The sequence below is a fragment of the Sphingomonas sp. ACRSK genome (assembly GCF_022346685.1).
Taxonomy (GTDB): Bacteria; Pseudomonadota; Alphaproteobacteria; order Sphingomonadales; family Sphingomonadaceae; genus Sphingomonas; species Sphingomonas molluscorum.
Genome location: NZ_JAKRNR010000002.1, coordinates 172703 through 185695, shown reverse-complemented (window position 1 = coordinate 185695; position 12993 = coordinate 172703). Strand labels below are relative to the sequence as shown.

14 protein-coding genes are annotated in these 12993 nt (G+C 67.5%); 9 read left to right on the top strand and 5 right to left on the bottom strand.

Annotated features, from left to right (window positions below):
* Positions 1-3: 3 nt before the first annotated feature.
* From ccoO to ccoS, 7 genes are read left to right on the top strand one after another with little or no spacing between them, the layout of a single operon-like run.
* Positions 4-738, top strand: a complete 735-nt coding sequence (gene ccoO, locus MHZ35_RS02150; RefSeq protein ID WP_239434178.1) for a cytochrome-c oxidase, cbb3-type subunit II — start codon at positions 4-6, stop codon at positions 736-738.
* The gene (locus MHZ35_RS02145) at positions 735-899 is read left to right on the top strand and encodes a cbb3-type cytochrome oxidase subunit 3 (RefSeq protein WP_125960008.1); all 165 of its coding nucleotides are present in this window, start codon (positions 735-737) and stop codon (positions 897-899) included. The genes ccoO and MHZ35_RS02145 overlap by 4 nt, the downstream gene beginning before the upstream one ends.
* Positions 892-1857, top strand: coding sequence for a cytochrome-c oxidase, cbb3-type subunit III (ccoP, locus tag MHZ35_RS02140; protein ID WP_239434177.1), 966 nt, complete (start codon positions 892-894; stop codon positions 1855-1857). The genes MHZ35_RS02145 and ccoP overlap by 8 nt, the downstream gene beginning before the upstream one ends.
* A complete protein-coding gene (locus tag MHZ35_RS02135; RefSeq protein WP_239434176.1) occupies positions 1844-3391 on the top strand; it encodes a 4Fe-4S dicluster domain-containing protein in 1548 nt (515 codons plus the stop codon). Before ccoP ends, MHZ35_RS02135 begins: the two co-directional genes overlap by 14 nt.
* A complete protein-coding gene (locus MHZ35_RS02130) occupies positions 3388-3867 on the top strand; it encodes a FixH family protein (RefSeq protein ID WP_239434175.1) in 480 nt (159 codons plus the stop codon). The genes MHZ35_RS02135 and MHZ35_RS02130 overlap by 4 nt, the downstream gene beginning before the upstream one ends.
* On the top strand, positions 3864-6011 hold the full coding sequence (locus tag MHZ35_RS02125) for a heavy metal translocating P-type ATPase (protein ID WP_239434174.1): 2148 nt from the start codon (positions 3864-3866) through the stop codon (positions 6009-6011). The genes MHZ35_RS02130 and MHZ35_RS02125 overlap by 4 nt, the downstream gene beginning before the upstream one ends.
* Positions 6008-6196, top strand: coding sequence for a cbb3-type cytochrome oxidase assembly protein CcoS (ccoS, locus tag MHZ35_RS02120; RefSeq protein ID WP_239434173.1), 189 nt, complete (start codon positions 6008-6010; stop codon positions 6194-6196). The genes MHZ35_RS02125 and ccoS overlap by 4 nt, the downstream gene beginning before the upstream one ends.
* A gap of 261 nt (positions 6197-6457) precedes the next feature.
* Here ccoS and MHZ35_RS02115 read toward each other — a convergent pair whose 3' ends face one another.
* The 3 genes from MHZ35_RS02115 to MHZ35_RS02105 form a co-directional block, all read right to left on the bottom strand.
* Positions 6458-6964: a hypothetical protein gene (locus tag MHZ35_RS02115; protein ID WP_239434172.1), complete on the bottom strand. Its 507-nt coding sequence runs from the start codon at positions 6962-6964 to the stop codon at positions 6458-6460.
* The gene (locus MHZ35_RS02110) at positions 6961-7200 is read right to left on the bottom strand and encodes a helix-turn-helix transcriptional regulator (protein WP_239434171.1); all 240 of its coding nucleotides are present in this window, start codon (positions 7198-7200) and stop codon (positions 6961-6963) included. The genes MHZ35_RS02115 and MHZ35_RS02110 overlap by 4 nt, the downstream gene beginning before the upstream one ends.
* A 1352-nt stretch (positions 7201-8552) precedes the next feature.
* On the bottom strand, positions 8553-8756 hold the full coding sequence (locus MHZ35_RS02105; RefSeq protein WP_239434170.1) for a hypothetical protein: 204 nt from the start codon (positions 8754-8756) through the stop codon (positions 8553-8555).
* A gap of 712 nt (positions 8757-9468) precedes the next feature.
* Here MHZ35_RS02105 and chrA point away from each other — a divergent pair.
* Complete coding sequence (gene chrA / locus MHZ35_RS02100) at positions 9469-10662, top strand: chromate efflux transporter (protein ID WP_239434169.1); 1194 nt, start codon at positions 9469-9471, stop codon at positions 10660-10662.
* 144 nt (positions 10663-10806) lie between these two features.
* On the opposite strand, the gene MHZ35_RS02095 is transcribed toward chrA, so the two are convergent.
* Positions 10807-11496, bottom strand: a complete 690-nt coding sequence (locus MHZ35_RS02095; protein ID WP_239434168.1) for an OmpW/AlkL family protein — start codon at positions 11494-11496, stop codon at positions 10807-10809.
* A 130-nt stretch (positions 11497-11626) separates the two neighbouring features.
* On the opposite strand from MHZ35_RS02095, the gene MHZ35_RS02090 reads away from it, so the two are divergent.
* Positions 11627-11866 carry a hypothetical protein gene (locus MHZ35_RS02090; RefSeq protein WP_239434167.1) on the top strand — a complete coding sequence of 80 codons (240 nt, stop codon included), beginning with the start codon at positions 11627-11629 and terminating at the stop codon, positions 11864-11866.
* Positions 11867-11968: 102 nt separating this feature from the next.
* On the opposite strand, the gene MHZ35_RS02085 is transcribed toward MHZ35_RS02090, so the two are convergent.
* Positions 11969-12979: a 2-hydroxyacid dehydrogenase gene (locus tag MHZ35_RS02085; protein ID WP_239434165.1), complete on the bottom strand. Its 1011-nt coding sequence runs from the start codon at positions 12977-12979 to the stop codon at positions 11969-11971.
* Positions 12980-12993 lie beyond the last annotated feature (14 nt).

Below are 12993 nucleotides of genomic sequence, written 5' to 3'. Positions count from 1 at the left end.
ACGATGGCTTCCAAGTTCCTCGATCACAAGAAGATCGAACGCAACGTCACCGTCCTGGGCGTCCTCGCCTTCCTGGCGGTGATCATCGGCGGCATCGTGGAGATCGCTCCGCTGTTCTGGATCGACTCCACGGTGGAGAAGGTGGAGGGGGTCCGCCCCTACACCCCGCTCGAGCTCGCCGGCCGCAACATCTACATCCGCGAGGGCTGCTACAACTGCCACAGCCAGCAGATCCGCCCCTTCCGGGACGAGGTCGAGCGCTATGGCCACTACAGCCTCGCAGCCGAGAGCATGTACGATCACCCGTTCCAGTGGGGCTCCAAGCGCACCGGGCCGGACCTGGCCCGAGTCGGCGGTCGCTACTCGGACGAGTGGCACGTCCAGCACCTCAAGGACCCGCGCTCCGTGGTGCCGGAGTCGATCATGCCGCCCTATGCCTTCATGGCCGCGCGCGACCTGGATGCGGGCGACATGGCCAAGCACCTGACCGCCATGCGCCGGGTCGGCGTCCCCTACACGGACGAGGACATCCAGAAGGCGCAGCAGGACCTGCAGCTTCAGGCGCTTGCCGACGGCGACGCCGCGGACCTGGTCCGCCGCTATCCTAAGGCGCAGGCCCGCGACTTCGATGGGGATCCCAACCGGCTGACCGAGATGGATGCGCTGGTCGCCTATCTCCAGATGCTCGGCACCACCGTCGATTTCCGGTCGGCGGGGGCACAGGAGCAGCCCCGGTGAACTATAGCGATCTGCGGCATTTCGCAGACAGCTACGGCCTGGTCTTCATGAGCGTGGTCTTCCTCGTGCTGGTCGGATGGACGTTCCGCCGCAACGCCGGGAAGCACCACGACCAGGCCGCCCACAGCATCTTCGAGGAAGAGGACCGCTCCGATGGTTGAGCGCAAGCGGATCGACGACAAGACCGGCACCAGCACCGTCGGCCACGAATGGGACGGCATCGAGGAACTCGACACGCCGATGCCACGCTGGTGGCTGATCACCTTCTTCGCCAGCATCGTGTTCGCGGCGGTGTATGTCGTGCTCTACCCGGCGTGGCCGCTGGTCCACAGCGCCACCGCCGGCGTGCTGGGCTGGTCCAGCCGCGGCCAGCTGGCGAAGGAAGTGGCGACCGAGGGCACCCGCAAGGCGCCGATCGAGCAGGCCCTGGCCCGCATCCAGATCGAGCGTCTGCCGGAGAACAGCGAGCTGTTTCAGGCGGCCGTTGCCGGCGGCAGCGCGGCGTTCAAGGTCTATTGCGTGCAGTGCCATGGCGCAGGCGCCGCCGGCACCAAGGGCTATCCCAACCTCAACGATGACGACTGGCTCTGGGGCGGCGACCTGAAGACGATCCAGCAGACGCTGCTGAACGGCATCCGCCAGCCCGGCAACGATGCGACCCGCATGTCGGTGATGCCGGCCTTTGGCCGCGACGGCATCCTCCAGCCGGCAGAGGTTCAGGACGTGGTGAGCTATGTCCGGGTTCTCTCCCATCAGGAGAAGCCGAGCGAGGCCGCCCGCCGCGGCGCCACGCTGTTCGCGAACAACTGCGTCGCCTGCCACGGGCCGCAGGGCAAGGGCATGCGCGAGTTCGGTGCCCCGAACCTGACCGACGGCATCTGGCTGTACGGCGGCGATCGCGACACGCTGACGGAGACCGTCACCAACTCGCGCTATGGCGTGATGCCCGCCTGGGGTCATCGCCTCGACCCCGTCACCATGAAAATGCTCGCGGCCTATGTCCATTCGCTGGGCGGCGGCGAGGCGTTCGTACCCGAGACGCCGGCAGCCGTTGCGGCCGCCACGTCCAACCCGGAGGCGGCCACACCGGTCGCGCAACCCCGAAATGTCCAGCCCTGACGACCTGGCGGGCCCCAAGCAGAAGCTGTTCGAGGCCCGCACCAAGATCTTTCCCAAGGCAGTCGACGGCAGCTTCCGCCGGCTGAAATGGGCGCTGATGGCCGTGACCCTGACCATCTACTATGTGACGCCGTGGCTGCGGTGGGATCGGGGGCCGTACGCCCCCGACCAGGCGGTGCTGGTGGACATCGCCCACCGCCGCTTCTTCATGTTCTCGATCGAGATCTGGCCGCACGAGTTCTACTACGTCGCCGGTCTCCTCATCATGGCCGGGATCGGCCTGTTCCTGGTGACCTCTGCGGTGGGGCGCGCCTGGTGCGGCTATGCCTGTCCGCAGACGGTGTGGACCGACCTGTTCGTCCATGTCGAACGCGCGATCGAAGGCGACCGCAACGCCCAGATCCGCCTGCAAAAGGCGCCATGGGGTCCGGCCAAGATCGCCAAGCGCGCCACCAAGCACGGCATCTGGCTGCTGATCGCGGTCGCGACCGGCGGTGCCTGGATCTTCTACTTCGACGATGCGCCGACGCTGTTCGGCCAGGTCGTCCGCGGCGAGGCGCCGATCGCCGCCTATGCCACCATCGCGATCCTGACGGGCACCACCTATGTGCTGGGCGGGCTGATGCGCGAGCAAGTGTGCGTCTACATGTGCCCATGGCCGCGCATCCAGGGCGCGATGCTCGACGAGAAGTCGCTGCTGGTCACCTACAAATACTGGCGTGGCGAGCCGCGCACCCATGGCCTGAAGCGCGCCGGCCCCGCCGCACGACGTCCGGAGGTGCAGGACCAGGGCGCCGAGCCGCAGGGCGGCATCCCCTCGCTGGTGGCGCTCGCCGCCAACCCGGAAAAGGCGCCGCGGATCGGCGACTGCATCGACTGCAACGCGTGTGTGGCGGTGTGCCCGACCGGCATCGACATCCGCAACGGCAGCCAGATCGGCTGCATCACCTGCGGGCTGTGCATCGATGCGTGCGACCAGATCATGACCAAGATCGGCCGGCCGCCGCGGCTGATCGGCTACAGCACCATCGCCGACGAGACCATCGCGGGCGAAGGCGGTGAGCCGATGCATCCGCTGCGCCGGCTGCTGCGGCTGCGCACCATCCTCTACACGCTGGTGTGGGCGGGGATCGGCATGGGCATGCTGTTCGCGCTGGGCACCCGCACGCGCATCGACCTGTCGGTCAGCCAGACGCGCAACCCGCTCTACGTCCGCCTGTCGGACGGCAGCATTCGCAACACCTACACGATCAAGGTCCGCAACATGGAGAATCGCCCGCGGGAGGTGGAGATCGGCCTCTCCGGCCTGACGGGCGCCGCCATGTGGAACGACGGCGGCAGCCGCGAGACCGCAGGCCCGACCGTCCGGCTGAAGGTGCCCGCCGACCAGGTCGCACGGACCCGCGTGTTCGTGGCCGCGCCCGCTCAAGGACCGACCCGCCAGGACGTGACCTTCACCGTCCGCGCCCTCGACCAGGAAGGCGGGCAGGACACCGACGAGAACTTCTTCGAGCGCCCGGAGACCGGACAATGATCAGCCCCCGCCCCGCCCCCGCCCGCCGCTTCACCGGCTGGCACATGCTGGCGATCCTGCTGGGCATGTTCGGCACGATCATCGCCGTGAACTTCGTCATGGCGCGCTTTGCGGTCGGCACGTTCGGGGGAACCGTGGTGGACAACAGCTATGTGGCGAGCCAGAAGTTCAACCGCTGGCTTGCCGAGGCACGCGCGCAGGAGGCGCTTGGCTGGAAGCTGGACGTGACGGTGGATCACAGCCGCACCGTCCGCATCGCCACCAACTCGCCGATGGGGCCGCTGTACGCCGCCATGATCGACGCCGTGGCGACCCACCCGCTGGGCCGCGCACCCGAGCAGAAGCTCCACTTCCTGAACGTCGGTGGCGGCGCCTTCGCCTCGCAGCAGCGGCTGCCGGAGGGGCGGTGGCTGCTCCGGATCGAGGTGCGGGAGGGGCGCAGCACCGCCCGCTTCGACGACCAGGTCGGCGCATGAACGCGCCCGCCCCCGCGGCCGTCGCGGCCGAAGGCTGCGCCACCAGCCAGTTCAGCGTGCCGACGCTGCACTGCGCCGGCTGCATCGCCAAGCTGGAGGGCGGGCTGGCCGCCACGCCGGGGGTGATCGACGCGCGGGTCAACTTCACGGCCAAGCGGGTGCGGGTCACCCATCTTCCCGAACTCGACACCGGCGCGGTGCGCGCGGCAATCGCCCGCATCGGCTTTCCGGCCGAGCCGTTCCTGGGCGAAGCGGACGGCGCCGCCAGCCGGGAGAGCCGCGCGCTGGTGAAGGCGCTGGCCGTCGCAGGCTTCGCCGCCATGAACGTCATGCTGCTGTCGGTGTCGGTCTGGTCCGGCGCGGAAGGAGCGACCCGGCAGCTGTTCCACTGGCTGTCGGCGATGATCGCGCTGCCGGCGGTGGCCTATGCCGGCCGCCCGTTCTTCCGCAGCGCCTGGGCGGCGCTGCGCCATGGCCGCACCAACATGGACGTGCCGATCTCGATCGGGGTGGTCCTCGCCTGCGGGCTGAGCCTCTACGAGACCGCGACCGGCGGCCACGACGCCTATTTCGACGGCGCCGTCATGCTGCTGTTCTTCCTGCTCGCGGGGCGCTTCCTGGACAGCGTGATGCGGGCGCGGGCGCAGGACAGCGCGGGCGCGCTGCTGCGCCAGACGGCGCCCGGCGCGCAGGTGCTCGACAAGCAGAACGTGCCGCAGTGGCGCGCGGCCGAGGAGCTTGCCCCCAACATGCGGATGCTGGTGGCGGCCGGCGATCGGCTGGCAGCGGACGGCGTGGTGGAGAGCGGCACCAGCAGCATCGATCGCTCGCTGATCACCGGCGAAAGCGTGCCGGAGACGGTGGCAGCCGGCAGCCGGGTGCTCGCGGGCACGATCAACATGGACGGGCCGCTGATCGTGAAGGTGACCGCCGCGGGCGAGAACACCGCGATCGCGGACATCGCGCGGCTGATGGAGGCGGCGGGCGGCACCAAGTCGCGCTATGTCCGCATCGCCGATCGCGCGGCGCGGCTCTATGCGCCGGCCGTCCACAGCCTGGCGGCGCTGAGCTTCCTGGGCTGGATGCTGGCCGGGGCCGGCGTGCATCAGGCGGTGCTGATCGCGGTCGCCGTGCTGATCATTACCTGCCCCTGCGCCTTGGGACTCGCGGTACCGGTGGCCCAGGTGGTCGCGTCGGGCGCGCTGATGCGCGCGGGCGTGCTGATCAAGGACGGCTCGGCCCTGGAGCGGCTGGCGGAGGCCGACGCCGCGCTGTTCGACAAGACCGGCACGCTCACCCTCGGACGGCCGACCCCGTTCGGCACCCTGCCGCTCACCGCCGAGGAGAGGCCGGCAGCGCTCGCGCTGGCGCGCGCCAGCCGCCACCCGCTGTCCCGGGCGCTGGCTACAGCGCTGGAGGCAGAGGGCATCCAGGCGACGACGCTCGCGGACATGATCGAGCAGCCCGGCCTGGGCATCGAGGGACATGTCGATGGAGTGCGCGCACGGCTCGGCCGGGCGGACTGGGTCGGGGCGGAGCAGCCGGCGGAGGGCGCGGCGCTCAGCACCGGCTTCGTGCTCGGCAGCGCGCCCGCGCGGCTGCTCCGGTTCGAGGACGCCCTGCGGCCCGATGCCGAGGCGGCAGTCGCGCGGCTGCGCAGCCAGGGGCTTGCGCCCGCCATCCTGTCCGGAGACCGGGCACAGGCCGTGGCTGCCATCGGCCATCAGCTGGCGGTCGAGGCGACGGCCGAGCTGTCGCCCGCCGACAAGTTTGCCGCCATCGAGCAGCTGGCCGCCTCCGGTCGCCGCGTGCTGATGGTGGGCGACGGCCTCAACGACGGCCCGGCGCTGAAGGCGGCGCATGTGTCGATCGCGCCCTCCTCCGCCAGCGACGTCGGGCAGACCGCGGCGGACCTGCTGTTCCTGGGCGACCGGCTGATGCCGGTGCCGGTGGCGATCGCCGCCGCGCGCCGCACCATGGCGGTGGTGCGGCAGAACTTCATGCTGGCGATCGGCTACAACGTGCTCGCCGTGCCGCTCGCGATCGCGGGCTATGTGACGCCCCTGATCGCGGCGCTCGCCATGTCCGGGTCCTCGCTGATCGTCGTGGCAAATGCGTTGCGGCTGCGGAGTGCTGCCCGATGAACGGCCTGGCCCTGTTGATCCCCATTGCGCTGCTGCTGGGCCTGGCGGGCCTGGGCGCGTTCTTCTGGTCGGTGAAGTCTGGCCAATTCGACGACATGGACGGCGCGGCCATGCGGGTCCTGATCGACGACGAGGCCCCTGCCGAGGGCCCCGACGAGCGATCGGACCGCGGAAGGTTAGGCTAAAGTTAGTCCAAGAACGCATCTCTCGACCCGTGCGGAAGGCGCGTTTCCGCGGCATCGCGCGGCGGTTCCGGGGGCGTCACGCCGGCCCGGATTGCTTCCTTCGCGCACCTGATGGCGATCATGCTCCGGCAACGCTCCAACCTTAGTATCAGGGGGAGCGGAGCGTAGCTCGTGGTCGCTGCTGTAGGACAGAGCCGAACCCGACCGGCCCGTTCCCGACCAAGGTCGCGCACCATTGAGCGACCGTTCGTGTGCTGACGGCTACTCGTCCTCGCCGAGTGGCCGGCTGCGCCAACTTGCGTGCAGCGTCGGCACCGCGCTGAACAGCGCCATCATGTAGAAGGCGAGCGCAGTCAGTTCCTGCTGCGCAACGGGGGCCGACCATAACTCGGTCGCCAACATTCCCACCGTGAGCCATATGCCCCCGATGCCCGCCACGGCAACCGCCGCCAGGCCGACCAGAAGCGAGCCGCGCCGCTGCTGCCGCTCGAACTCATCCGCGCGCTCGCTGAAGCGCCGCAGCGGCCCCCAGATCGGCATCAGATTGGCGATGAAGAAGCCGACCATGATCAGTGTGTAGCCAAGCCAGTAGCTGCGGCCGGGGTGCAAAAGGCACCAGAGCAGCCCTGCGCTGGAGAACAACAACGCAATCAGCGGCGGCCAGCGCAAGTGCCTCCTGCGCGGCGTTCCCGTGGCCAGGGCGGGAACGCCCGTCCACATCACCGACCGATCCAGCCAGGCGAGAAAACGATGCTGTCGATCGCTCATTGCTCCACTCCTATCCGCCGCAGGCTGGTTCCGATCGCTTCGAACGGGGTGAGCGAGAAGATCAGCTCGACCGGCACGTCGAACACCGCAGCGACCTTGAGCGCCAGCTCGAGGCTCGGCTTGTAGTCGCCGCGCTCGAGGTAGCCGATCGTCTGCGGGTTCACGTCGACCGCCTCCGCGAGCTGTCGGCGCGACAACCCATGTTCGGCGCGAAAGACGGCGATCCTGTTGTGCATAGCCTTCTCAAAGCCCCGACTCATCTACGAGTCGTTGTGTTAACACAACAGATCGGGATAATGATCAAGCGTGTATGTCTGTACGCTCGCTCGGGCCTGGAGCAGACCGCCCGAACAAGACCGTGAACCGATACAAGACCGCGCCTGGATCGAGCGCTGAACGGCCGATTGTGGGTGGAAAACGGACATCAGTCCGCCGGTTAGCTACCGGAGAGAGTGAAAATATCTACGACGGCGGTTCTGCCTTCGGTAGAACGGATGAGGGCGATTTCACCTCCAATGTTGTGCGCCCAACTCCCCGCGGAAAGCGCCTGATAGCGAACGCCGGCGGGTAAGCTAATCGTCGAAAGGTGTCGATTGTGGGCGGACGAATGACGCTTAATGTGTAGCCTCCCGCTTCCTCGTTCCTGATGAAGACTGAGGCAGGAGGAAAGCGGACCGAAAGTCGTGCTCGCTGTCGAACTCTTGTCGCACTCTCTCGCGGCATCAAGCGTCCAAGTAGGCCGCGCTGGATAGCTATCGGTTTCGAATATCGGCGTTGACACAATCGCTGCTGGCTGGCTCCAGTCACGAAGCCACACGTAGCTACCATCAGAAAGGCGCGCGCCGCTACTGTTTGGATCGTAAGCGATAATCATTACGACGCAGCGAGCATCGACAGACTCGATTGTGCGCGTGGTGCGATATGTAAGACCTTGATCACTCGTTTGGCGCTGAGCCGCCAAGTGGGCGTCAGTAGTTTCCCGCAGACGCAACTGCGTTCCTACGGCGCAGGTCGGGGGTGATGAAGTAGCCTTAGATCCGGTCGCCTCTTGAGCAAGGGCTGTTAAAAGCAACAACAGCATTGCGCCTCCTGATGGATGCCGGAGCAAGTGTGCGATAGCCTACTTTGATTGCCAATATAAGTATGCGTCGTTGATACAGGATCGTTCACCGATCTTAGACCATGGTCGGTTCGCAACAAATTGCGTGGAATGTCCGCGAGTGGGCGAAAACCACCGCTATCGTGAAGGTAGCCGCTGCCCAATGAAGAAGCAGAGCACGGCAGCTCCCATGAGTGCGGCAGCTATCGCCGCGACCCGCAGGCCTTCGCCCTGGCTACCATAATAGGACGCGTGCGACACCTGAGCCAGAACGGCGATTGACATCAATGCGAGCAAACAGCCGATCACGATCAAAGTAGGGCGTAGCAGCTTCACCAAAAATCCGACTTCCCTATGTCTGCTAAAGGGAGCGATGCACGACCGGAGGGATGTCGGCAATTGGGCGATTCCTGCCGGTTCCTTCTGGCGTCCACTTTCGCCAGCGCGGACAGCCGACCGTGGGTGGAAAGCGGCCATACCCGAAGGCGGCTAAACAGAGCCGAGCACGTCACCGATGAAGCCGATCAATTCGAGGATCACGACTGTCAGGGTTGCAGGAAGCATCCACGCCCAGAGCCAGGCATAGCGTCGCGTGGTGCCCTGAGCGGTGCGCCAGCGAGCAAGCGCGTAAACCGGCGACCACAGGAGTAGAGCCGGTAGCCAGAACAGCAGCAGGATGACCGGAAAGAACACGCCGCCAGGATGGCAGCGCTGCAGAGTGCCAGCAAGTGGGCCCTTCCGGACAATCGGCCTTTATGAGTCTACGACCTAGTTGAGAAACCCACGGCGTTCGCGAGGGCCGATACCGATCTGCACCAGCGGCTTTGACGGCACGATTTCCACAGTATCGGTACCGCCGCGAACGGCTGGCCGTGCATATCGGGGGTTCGCGAGCACGGTCATTCCTCTCGCCCCCATTCGCCGCCCGTGAGACGGATCAACTCGGCTTCGGCGAGTTCGGCGGTTCCGTAGATCCCGCTCAGGACACGATCTTCCAGCCAATAGGGCTGAGACCCGTCTTCCAATGTTGCGCCGTCATGGACGACCTGAAATCCTCCATCAGGCCTGCGCCGGACAGAGTAGCGCATGCAACCGGAAGGCTCCGCATATCGTACAACTGTGTCGCCCACGGTCGCCATGGCGTTCGTGTAGCGCTTCTTCAGCGAGTTCGGCCAGTGAAAGTATCTCGGCGGTCGGCGATCATCAGTTTACAGCCTAGTTGAGCGCGTTTGGAACAGGTTCGGCTACGCTGCGGCGAACGCAACAGTTGCTCGCCGAAGGCGCTGTTGTGTCGGGACGGTGATCGTGCATAATTCGCCGCACGGGCCTTTGTCGCGGACGCCCGTTTAGACGGTTGTCGTCCAAGTCCGCTCCCGGAGTCGCGCCCTTGCGACCAGGAGCCGATATGATGCACGCCCATTCGCCCCGCCCTTCCGCCATCAGCCTTCCCCGGTTGTTCGCCAAGTTCCTGCGCTTCGGCATGCTGGCCTTTGGCGGGCCCGTCGCGCAGATCGCGATGATCCGGCAGGCGTTGGTGGAGGAGGAAGGCTGGATCCCGGGCAGCCGGTTCAATCGCCTGCTGGCGGTGATGCAGGTGCTGCCCGGGCCGGAGGCGCACGAGCTGTGCGTGCACATGGGCATGGTCGCGCGTGGGCGCATCGGCGGGGTGCTGGCGGGCCTGGGGTTCATGCTGCCGGGCTTCCTCCTGATGCTGCTGTGCGCCTGGGCCTATGCCGCCTTTATCGCGGGCGATGCGCAGCTCGCCGGGGTGCTGCTGGGTGTGCAGGCGGCGGTGCTGGCGATCATCCTGCGGGCCGTGCACCGGATCGGCAGCCATATCCTGGTCGACCGGACCCTGGTGGGGCTGGCGATCCTGGGCCTCCTCGGCACGCTGGCGGGGGTACCCTTCTGGGTCCTGCTGGCGGCGACGGGGGCTGCCCATGCGCTTCTTCGGCGGCCGGTGGCGATCCTGGGTTCGGTGCTGCTGGTGGCGGTCGCGGCCTGGATCGTGATCCAGAGTCGCGGGGCGCCGGACGCCGCCGTGCTCACGCACGTAGCCGCCCCGGCCGGAGTCCTCGCGCTCTTCGTGGCGGGGCTCAAGGGGGGGCTTCTCACCTTTGGGGGCGCCTATACCGCCATCCCCTATGTGCGCGAGGATACGGTGGGCCGGGGCTGGCTCGCGGACGGCGCCTTTCTCGATGGGGTGGCGCTCGCAGGGCTGTTGCCGGCGCCGCTGGTGATCTTTGCGACCTTTGCCGGCTATCTCGCCGGGGGACTGGCGGGCGCGCTGGCGATCACGGCGGGCATGTTCCTGCCGGCCTTTGCCTTCTCGCTCCTCTTCTTCGAGCGGCTGGAGGCGCTGGTCGACAACCCGACCCTACACCGCGTGCTCGACGGCGTCGCCGCGATGGTCGTCGGCATCATCGCCGCGACCTTCCTGGAGCTCGGCGCGAGCACGCTGGAGCGAGCGCCCCGCCTGCTGCCGGTGGTGGCGATCTTCGTGGTCGCGGCGCTGGTCAGCTGGCGGCTGAAGGGGCGTTGGCTGCCGCTCGCGCTCGTCGGCTTTGGCGGCGCGGCGGGTTGGCTGGCGCTTTCCTGACGCCCTGTTGCCGCTTGCGGCGGGGTTCGTCTTCCACTCCAGCGTCATCGTACACGCAAAAACCCTGCCCCCCCGCCTCTCCGTCCTGCGCGGGCAGTCGGTTGAGGTGGAGGAACAGGGTCCCCTCGCTCTGGGCGGAGAGCCTTAGAAGCGGGTGCCGATGCCGATGCCGAACACCAGCGGATCGAGACTGAGCTTGACGGTCTGGCGACCGGCCGCGGTGGTGTAGAGCTTGGCGGTGGTGTCGATGTCGATGTACTTCACGTCAAGGTTCAGGAAGACCTTGGGCGTGAGATCGATGTCGACGCCAGCCTGGGCGGCCCAGCCGAAGCTGTCGTCCATCTTGACCCGGGTCTCGCCGACCGCAGCCTCGAGCGAGCCCGACGCCTTCTCGTTCCAGAAGATCGTGTAGTTGACGCCCGCGCCGACATAGGGGCGCACGGTGCCCGTCGGGTTGAGGTGGTACTGGGCCGTGAGCGTCGGGGGGAGCACCCAGGTGCTGGCGAGCTTGCCGAGCGAGCCGGTGGTGCCGGTCTGGCCCGATGCCTTGTGCTTGGTGGTGGAGGCGATCAGTTCGAAGCCGATGTTGTCGGTGGCCATATAGGTGACGTCAACTTCGGGCATGAAGCTGTTGTTGACGCTGACCTTTTCACCCGGGAACGCCGGGAGCACGCTGCCCGACTTCTCGTTCGGCGCCACGACGATGCCGCGCAGGCGGACCAGGACGTCGCCTGCCGCGACTCCGACGCGGCCGGTATCCTGGGCTGCCGCAGGCGTTGCCGCCACACCGGCTGCAAGAGCGGCGAGGATCGCGCCCTTCATCGTCTTGTTCATCCCCCGTCTCCTTCAAATTGGGTGAGGGCGGGATAGGAGCGGCCCGGCCTACCAGCTTTGATCCAGCCCAAAGCCGTGTTTGCGCGCGGTCAACGTGGACAGGGCGACCACCGCGCATGAAGGTAGCGCGATGCTGACCAGCGCCCCGCCCTTCACGCGTCTCGCCTGTGCGGCCCTTTCCGGAGCGAGCGCGCTGATGCTCGCGGTGCCCGCGGGTGCGCTGCCGAGCCGGGTGCTGGTGGTGGCGACGTGCCACGGCGGGCGCATGTCGATCCCCATCGGGGAGGATCGGCAAGGGCCGGACAAGCAATGCCCCGGCGGGTGCCACGCCGCCTGCGCGCGCAAGCGTGGGGAAGACGACGCGGACTAAGGGTCTGGCTGCCCTGGTCGGCGGTGCCGCGGTTCCAGGAGCACCGAAACACCGCTCCCGGATCGCGTAGCTACTCCCGCGGCTGCCGGTGGTATGGCCTGGCTAGGCGTGCACCATCTCTGCGCTGAGGCGTAGCGGGAGCGGTTCACCGGCTTCGGCGCGGGCGAGGCTGTCGAGGGTGGTGGCGGCGATGGCTTCGAGCGCCTCGTTGGTCAGGAACGCCTGGTGGCCGGTGACGAGGACGTTCGGAAAGGTCAGCAGGCGCTGGAAGACATCGTCCTGGATGATCTCGTCAGACAGATCCTCGAAGAACAGGTCCGCCTCCTGCTCATAGACGTCCAGCGCGACGCCGCCGATCTTGCGGGACTTGAGGCCCTCGATCAGCGCAGAGGTGTCGATCAGCCCGCCGCGGCTGGTGTTCACGACGATCAGGCCGGGGCGTGCGGCCGCGATGGCTGCGGCGTCGACGATGTGGCGCGTCTCGGGCGTCAGCGGACAATGGAGGCTGACGATGTCGACGTGGCGCAGCAATTCGGCCGGCTCGACATAGCGCACGCCGATCGCCTCCAGTTCGGGATCGGGCGTGACGTCGCTTGCCAGCACCTCGCAACCGAAGCCGAGGCGAAAGGCGCGCGCGACATACCCGCCGATGCGACCGGTTCCGATCACGCCCACCGTGCGGCCGTGAACGTTGCGGCCGATCAGCCCGTCGAGCGCGAAGTTGTTTTCCCGAACGCGGGCCCAGGCGCGGTGGATCTTGCGATCGAGCGCCATCAGCAGCGCGACGGTGAACTCCGACACCGCGTGCGGCGAATAGGCGGGCACGCGCACGACCGTGATGTCCAGCGCGTCGGCTGCGCGCAGATCGACATTGTTGAAGCCGGCGCACCGCAAGGCGATGGTGCGGATGCCCGTGTTCGCCAGCGCCTCCAGCACGGGCCGGTCGACCCGATCGTTGACGAAGACGCAGACCGCGTCGTGGCCCTCCGCCAGCACCGCCGTCTGCTCGTCCAGCCGCGCCTCGAAGAAGCTCAGCGCGTGGCCGAACCGCGCATTGGCAGCCTCCAGGAACCGGCGGTCATAGCCCTTGGTACTGAACACCGCGACGCGCATGCCTGTCTCCCCCT

What these genes read in the sequence shown, in the direction of transcription:
- ccoO (WP_239434178.1), top strand. Translation starts at nt 4, where the DNA reads ATGGCTTCCAAGTTCCTCGATCACAAGAAGATCGAACGCAACGTCACC.
- ccoP (WP_239434177.1), top strand. Translation starts at nt 892, where the DNA reads ATGGTTGAGCGCAAGCGGATCGACGACAAGACCGGCACCAGCACCGTC.
- ccoS (WP_239434173.1), top strand. Translation starts at nt 6,008, where the DNA reads ATGAACGGCCTGGCCCTGTTGATCCCCATTGCGCTGCTGCTGGGCCTG.
- MHZ35_RS02110 (WP_239434171.1), bottom strand. Translation starts at nt 7,200, where the DNA reads ATGCACAACAGGATCGCCGTCTTTCGCGCCGAACATGGGTTGTCGCGC.
- MHZ35_RS02085 (WP_239434165.1), bottom strand. Translation starts at nt 12,979, where the DNA reads ATGCGCGTCGCGGTGTTCAGTACCAAGGGCTATGACCGCCGGTTCCTG.
- chrA (WP_239434169.1), top strand. Translation starts at nt 9,469, where the DNA reads ATGATGCACGCCCATTCGCCCCGCCCTTCCGCCATCAGCCTTCCCCGG.
- MHZ35_RS02090 (WP_239434167.1), top strand. Translation starts at nt 11,627, where the DNA reads ATGCTGACCAGCGCCCCGCCCTTCACGCGTCTCGCCTGTGCGGCCCTT.
- MHZ35_RS02135 (WP_239434176.1), top strand. Translation starts at nt 1,844, where the DNA reads ATGTCCAGCCCTGACGACCTGGCGGGCCCCAAGCAGAAGCTGTTCGAG.
- MHZ35_RS02095 (WP_239434168.1), bottom strand. Translation starts at nt 11,496, where the DNA reads ATGAACAAGACGATGAAGGGCGCGATCCTCGCCGCTCTTGCAGCCGGT.
- MHZ35_RS02115 (WP_239434172.1), bottom strand. Translation starts at nt 6,964, where the DNA reads ATGAGCGATCGACAGCATCGTTTTCTCGCCTGGCTGGATCGGTCGGTG.
- MHZ35_RS02130 (WP_239434175.1), top strand. Translation starts at nt 3,388, where the DNA reads ATGATCAGCCCCCGCCCCGCCCCCGCCCGCCGCTTCACCGGCTGGCAC.
- MHZ35_RS02125 (WP_239434174.1), top strand. Translation starts at nt 3,864, where the DNA reads ATGAACGCGCCCGCCCCCGCGGCCGTCGCGGCCGAAGGCTGCGCCACC.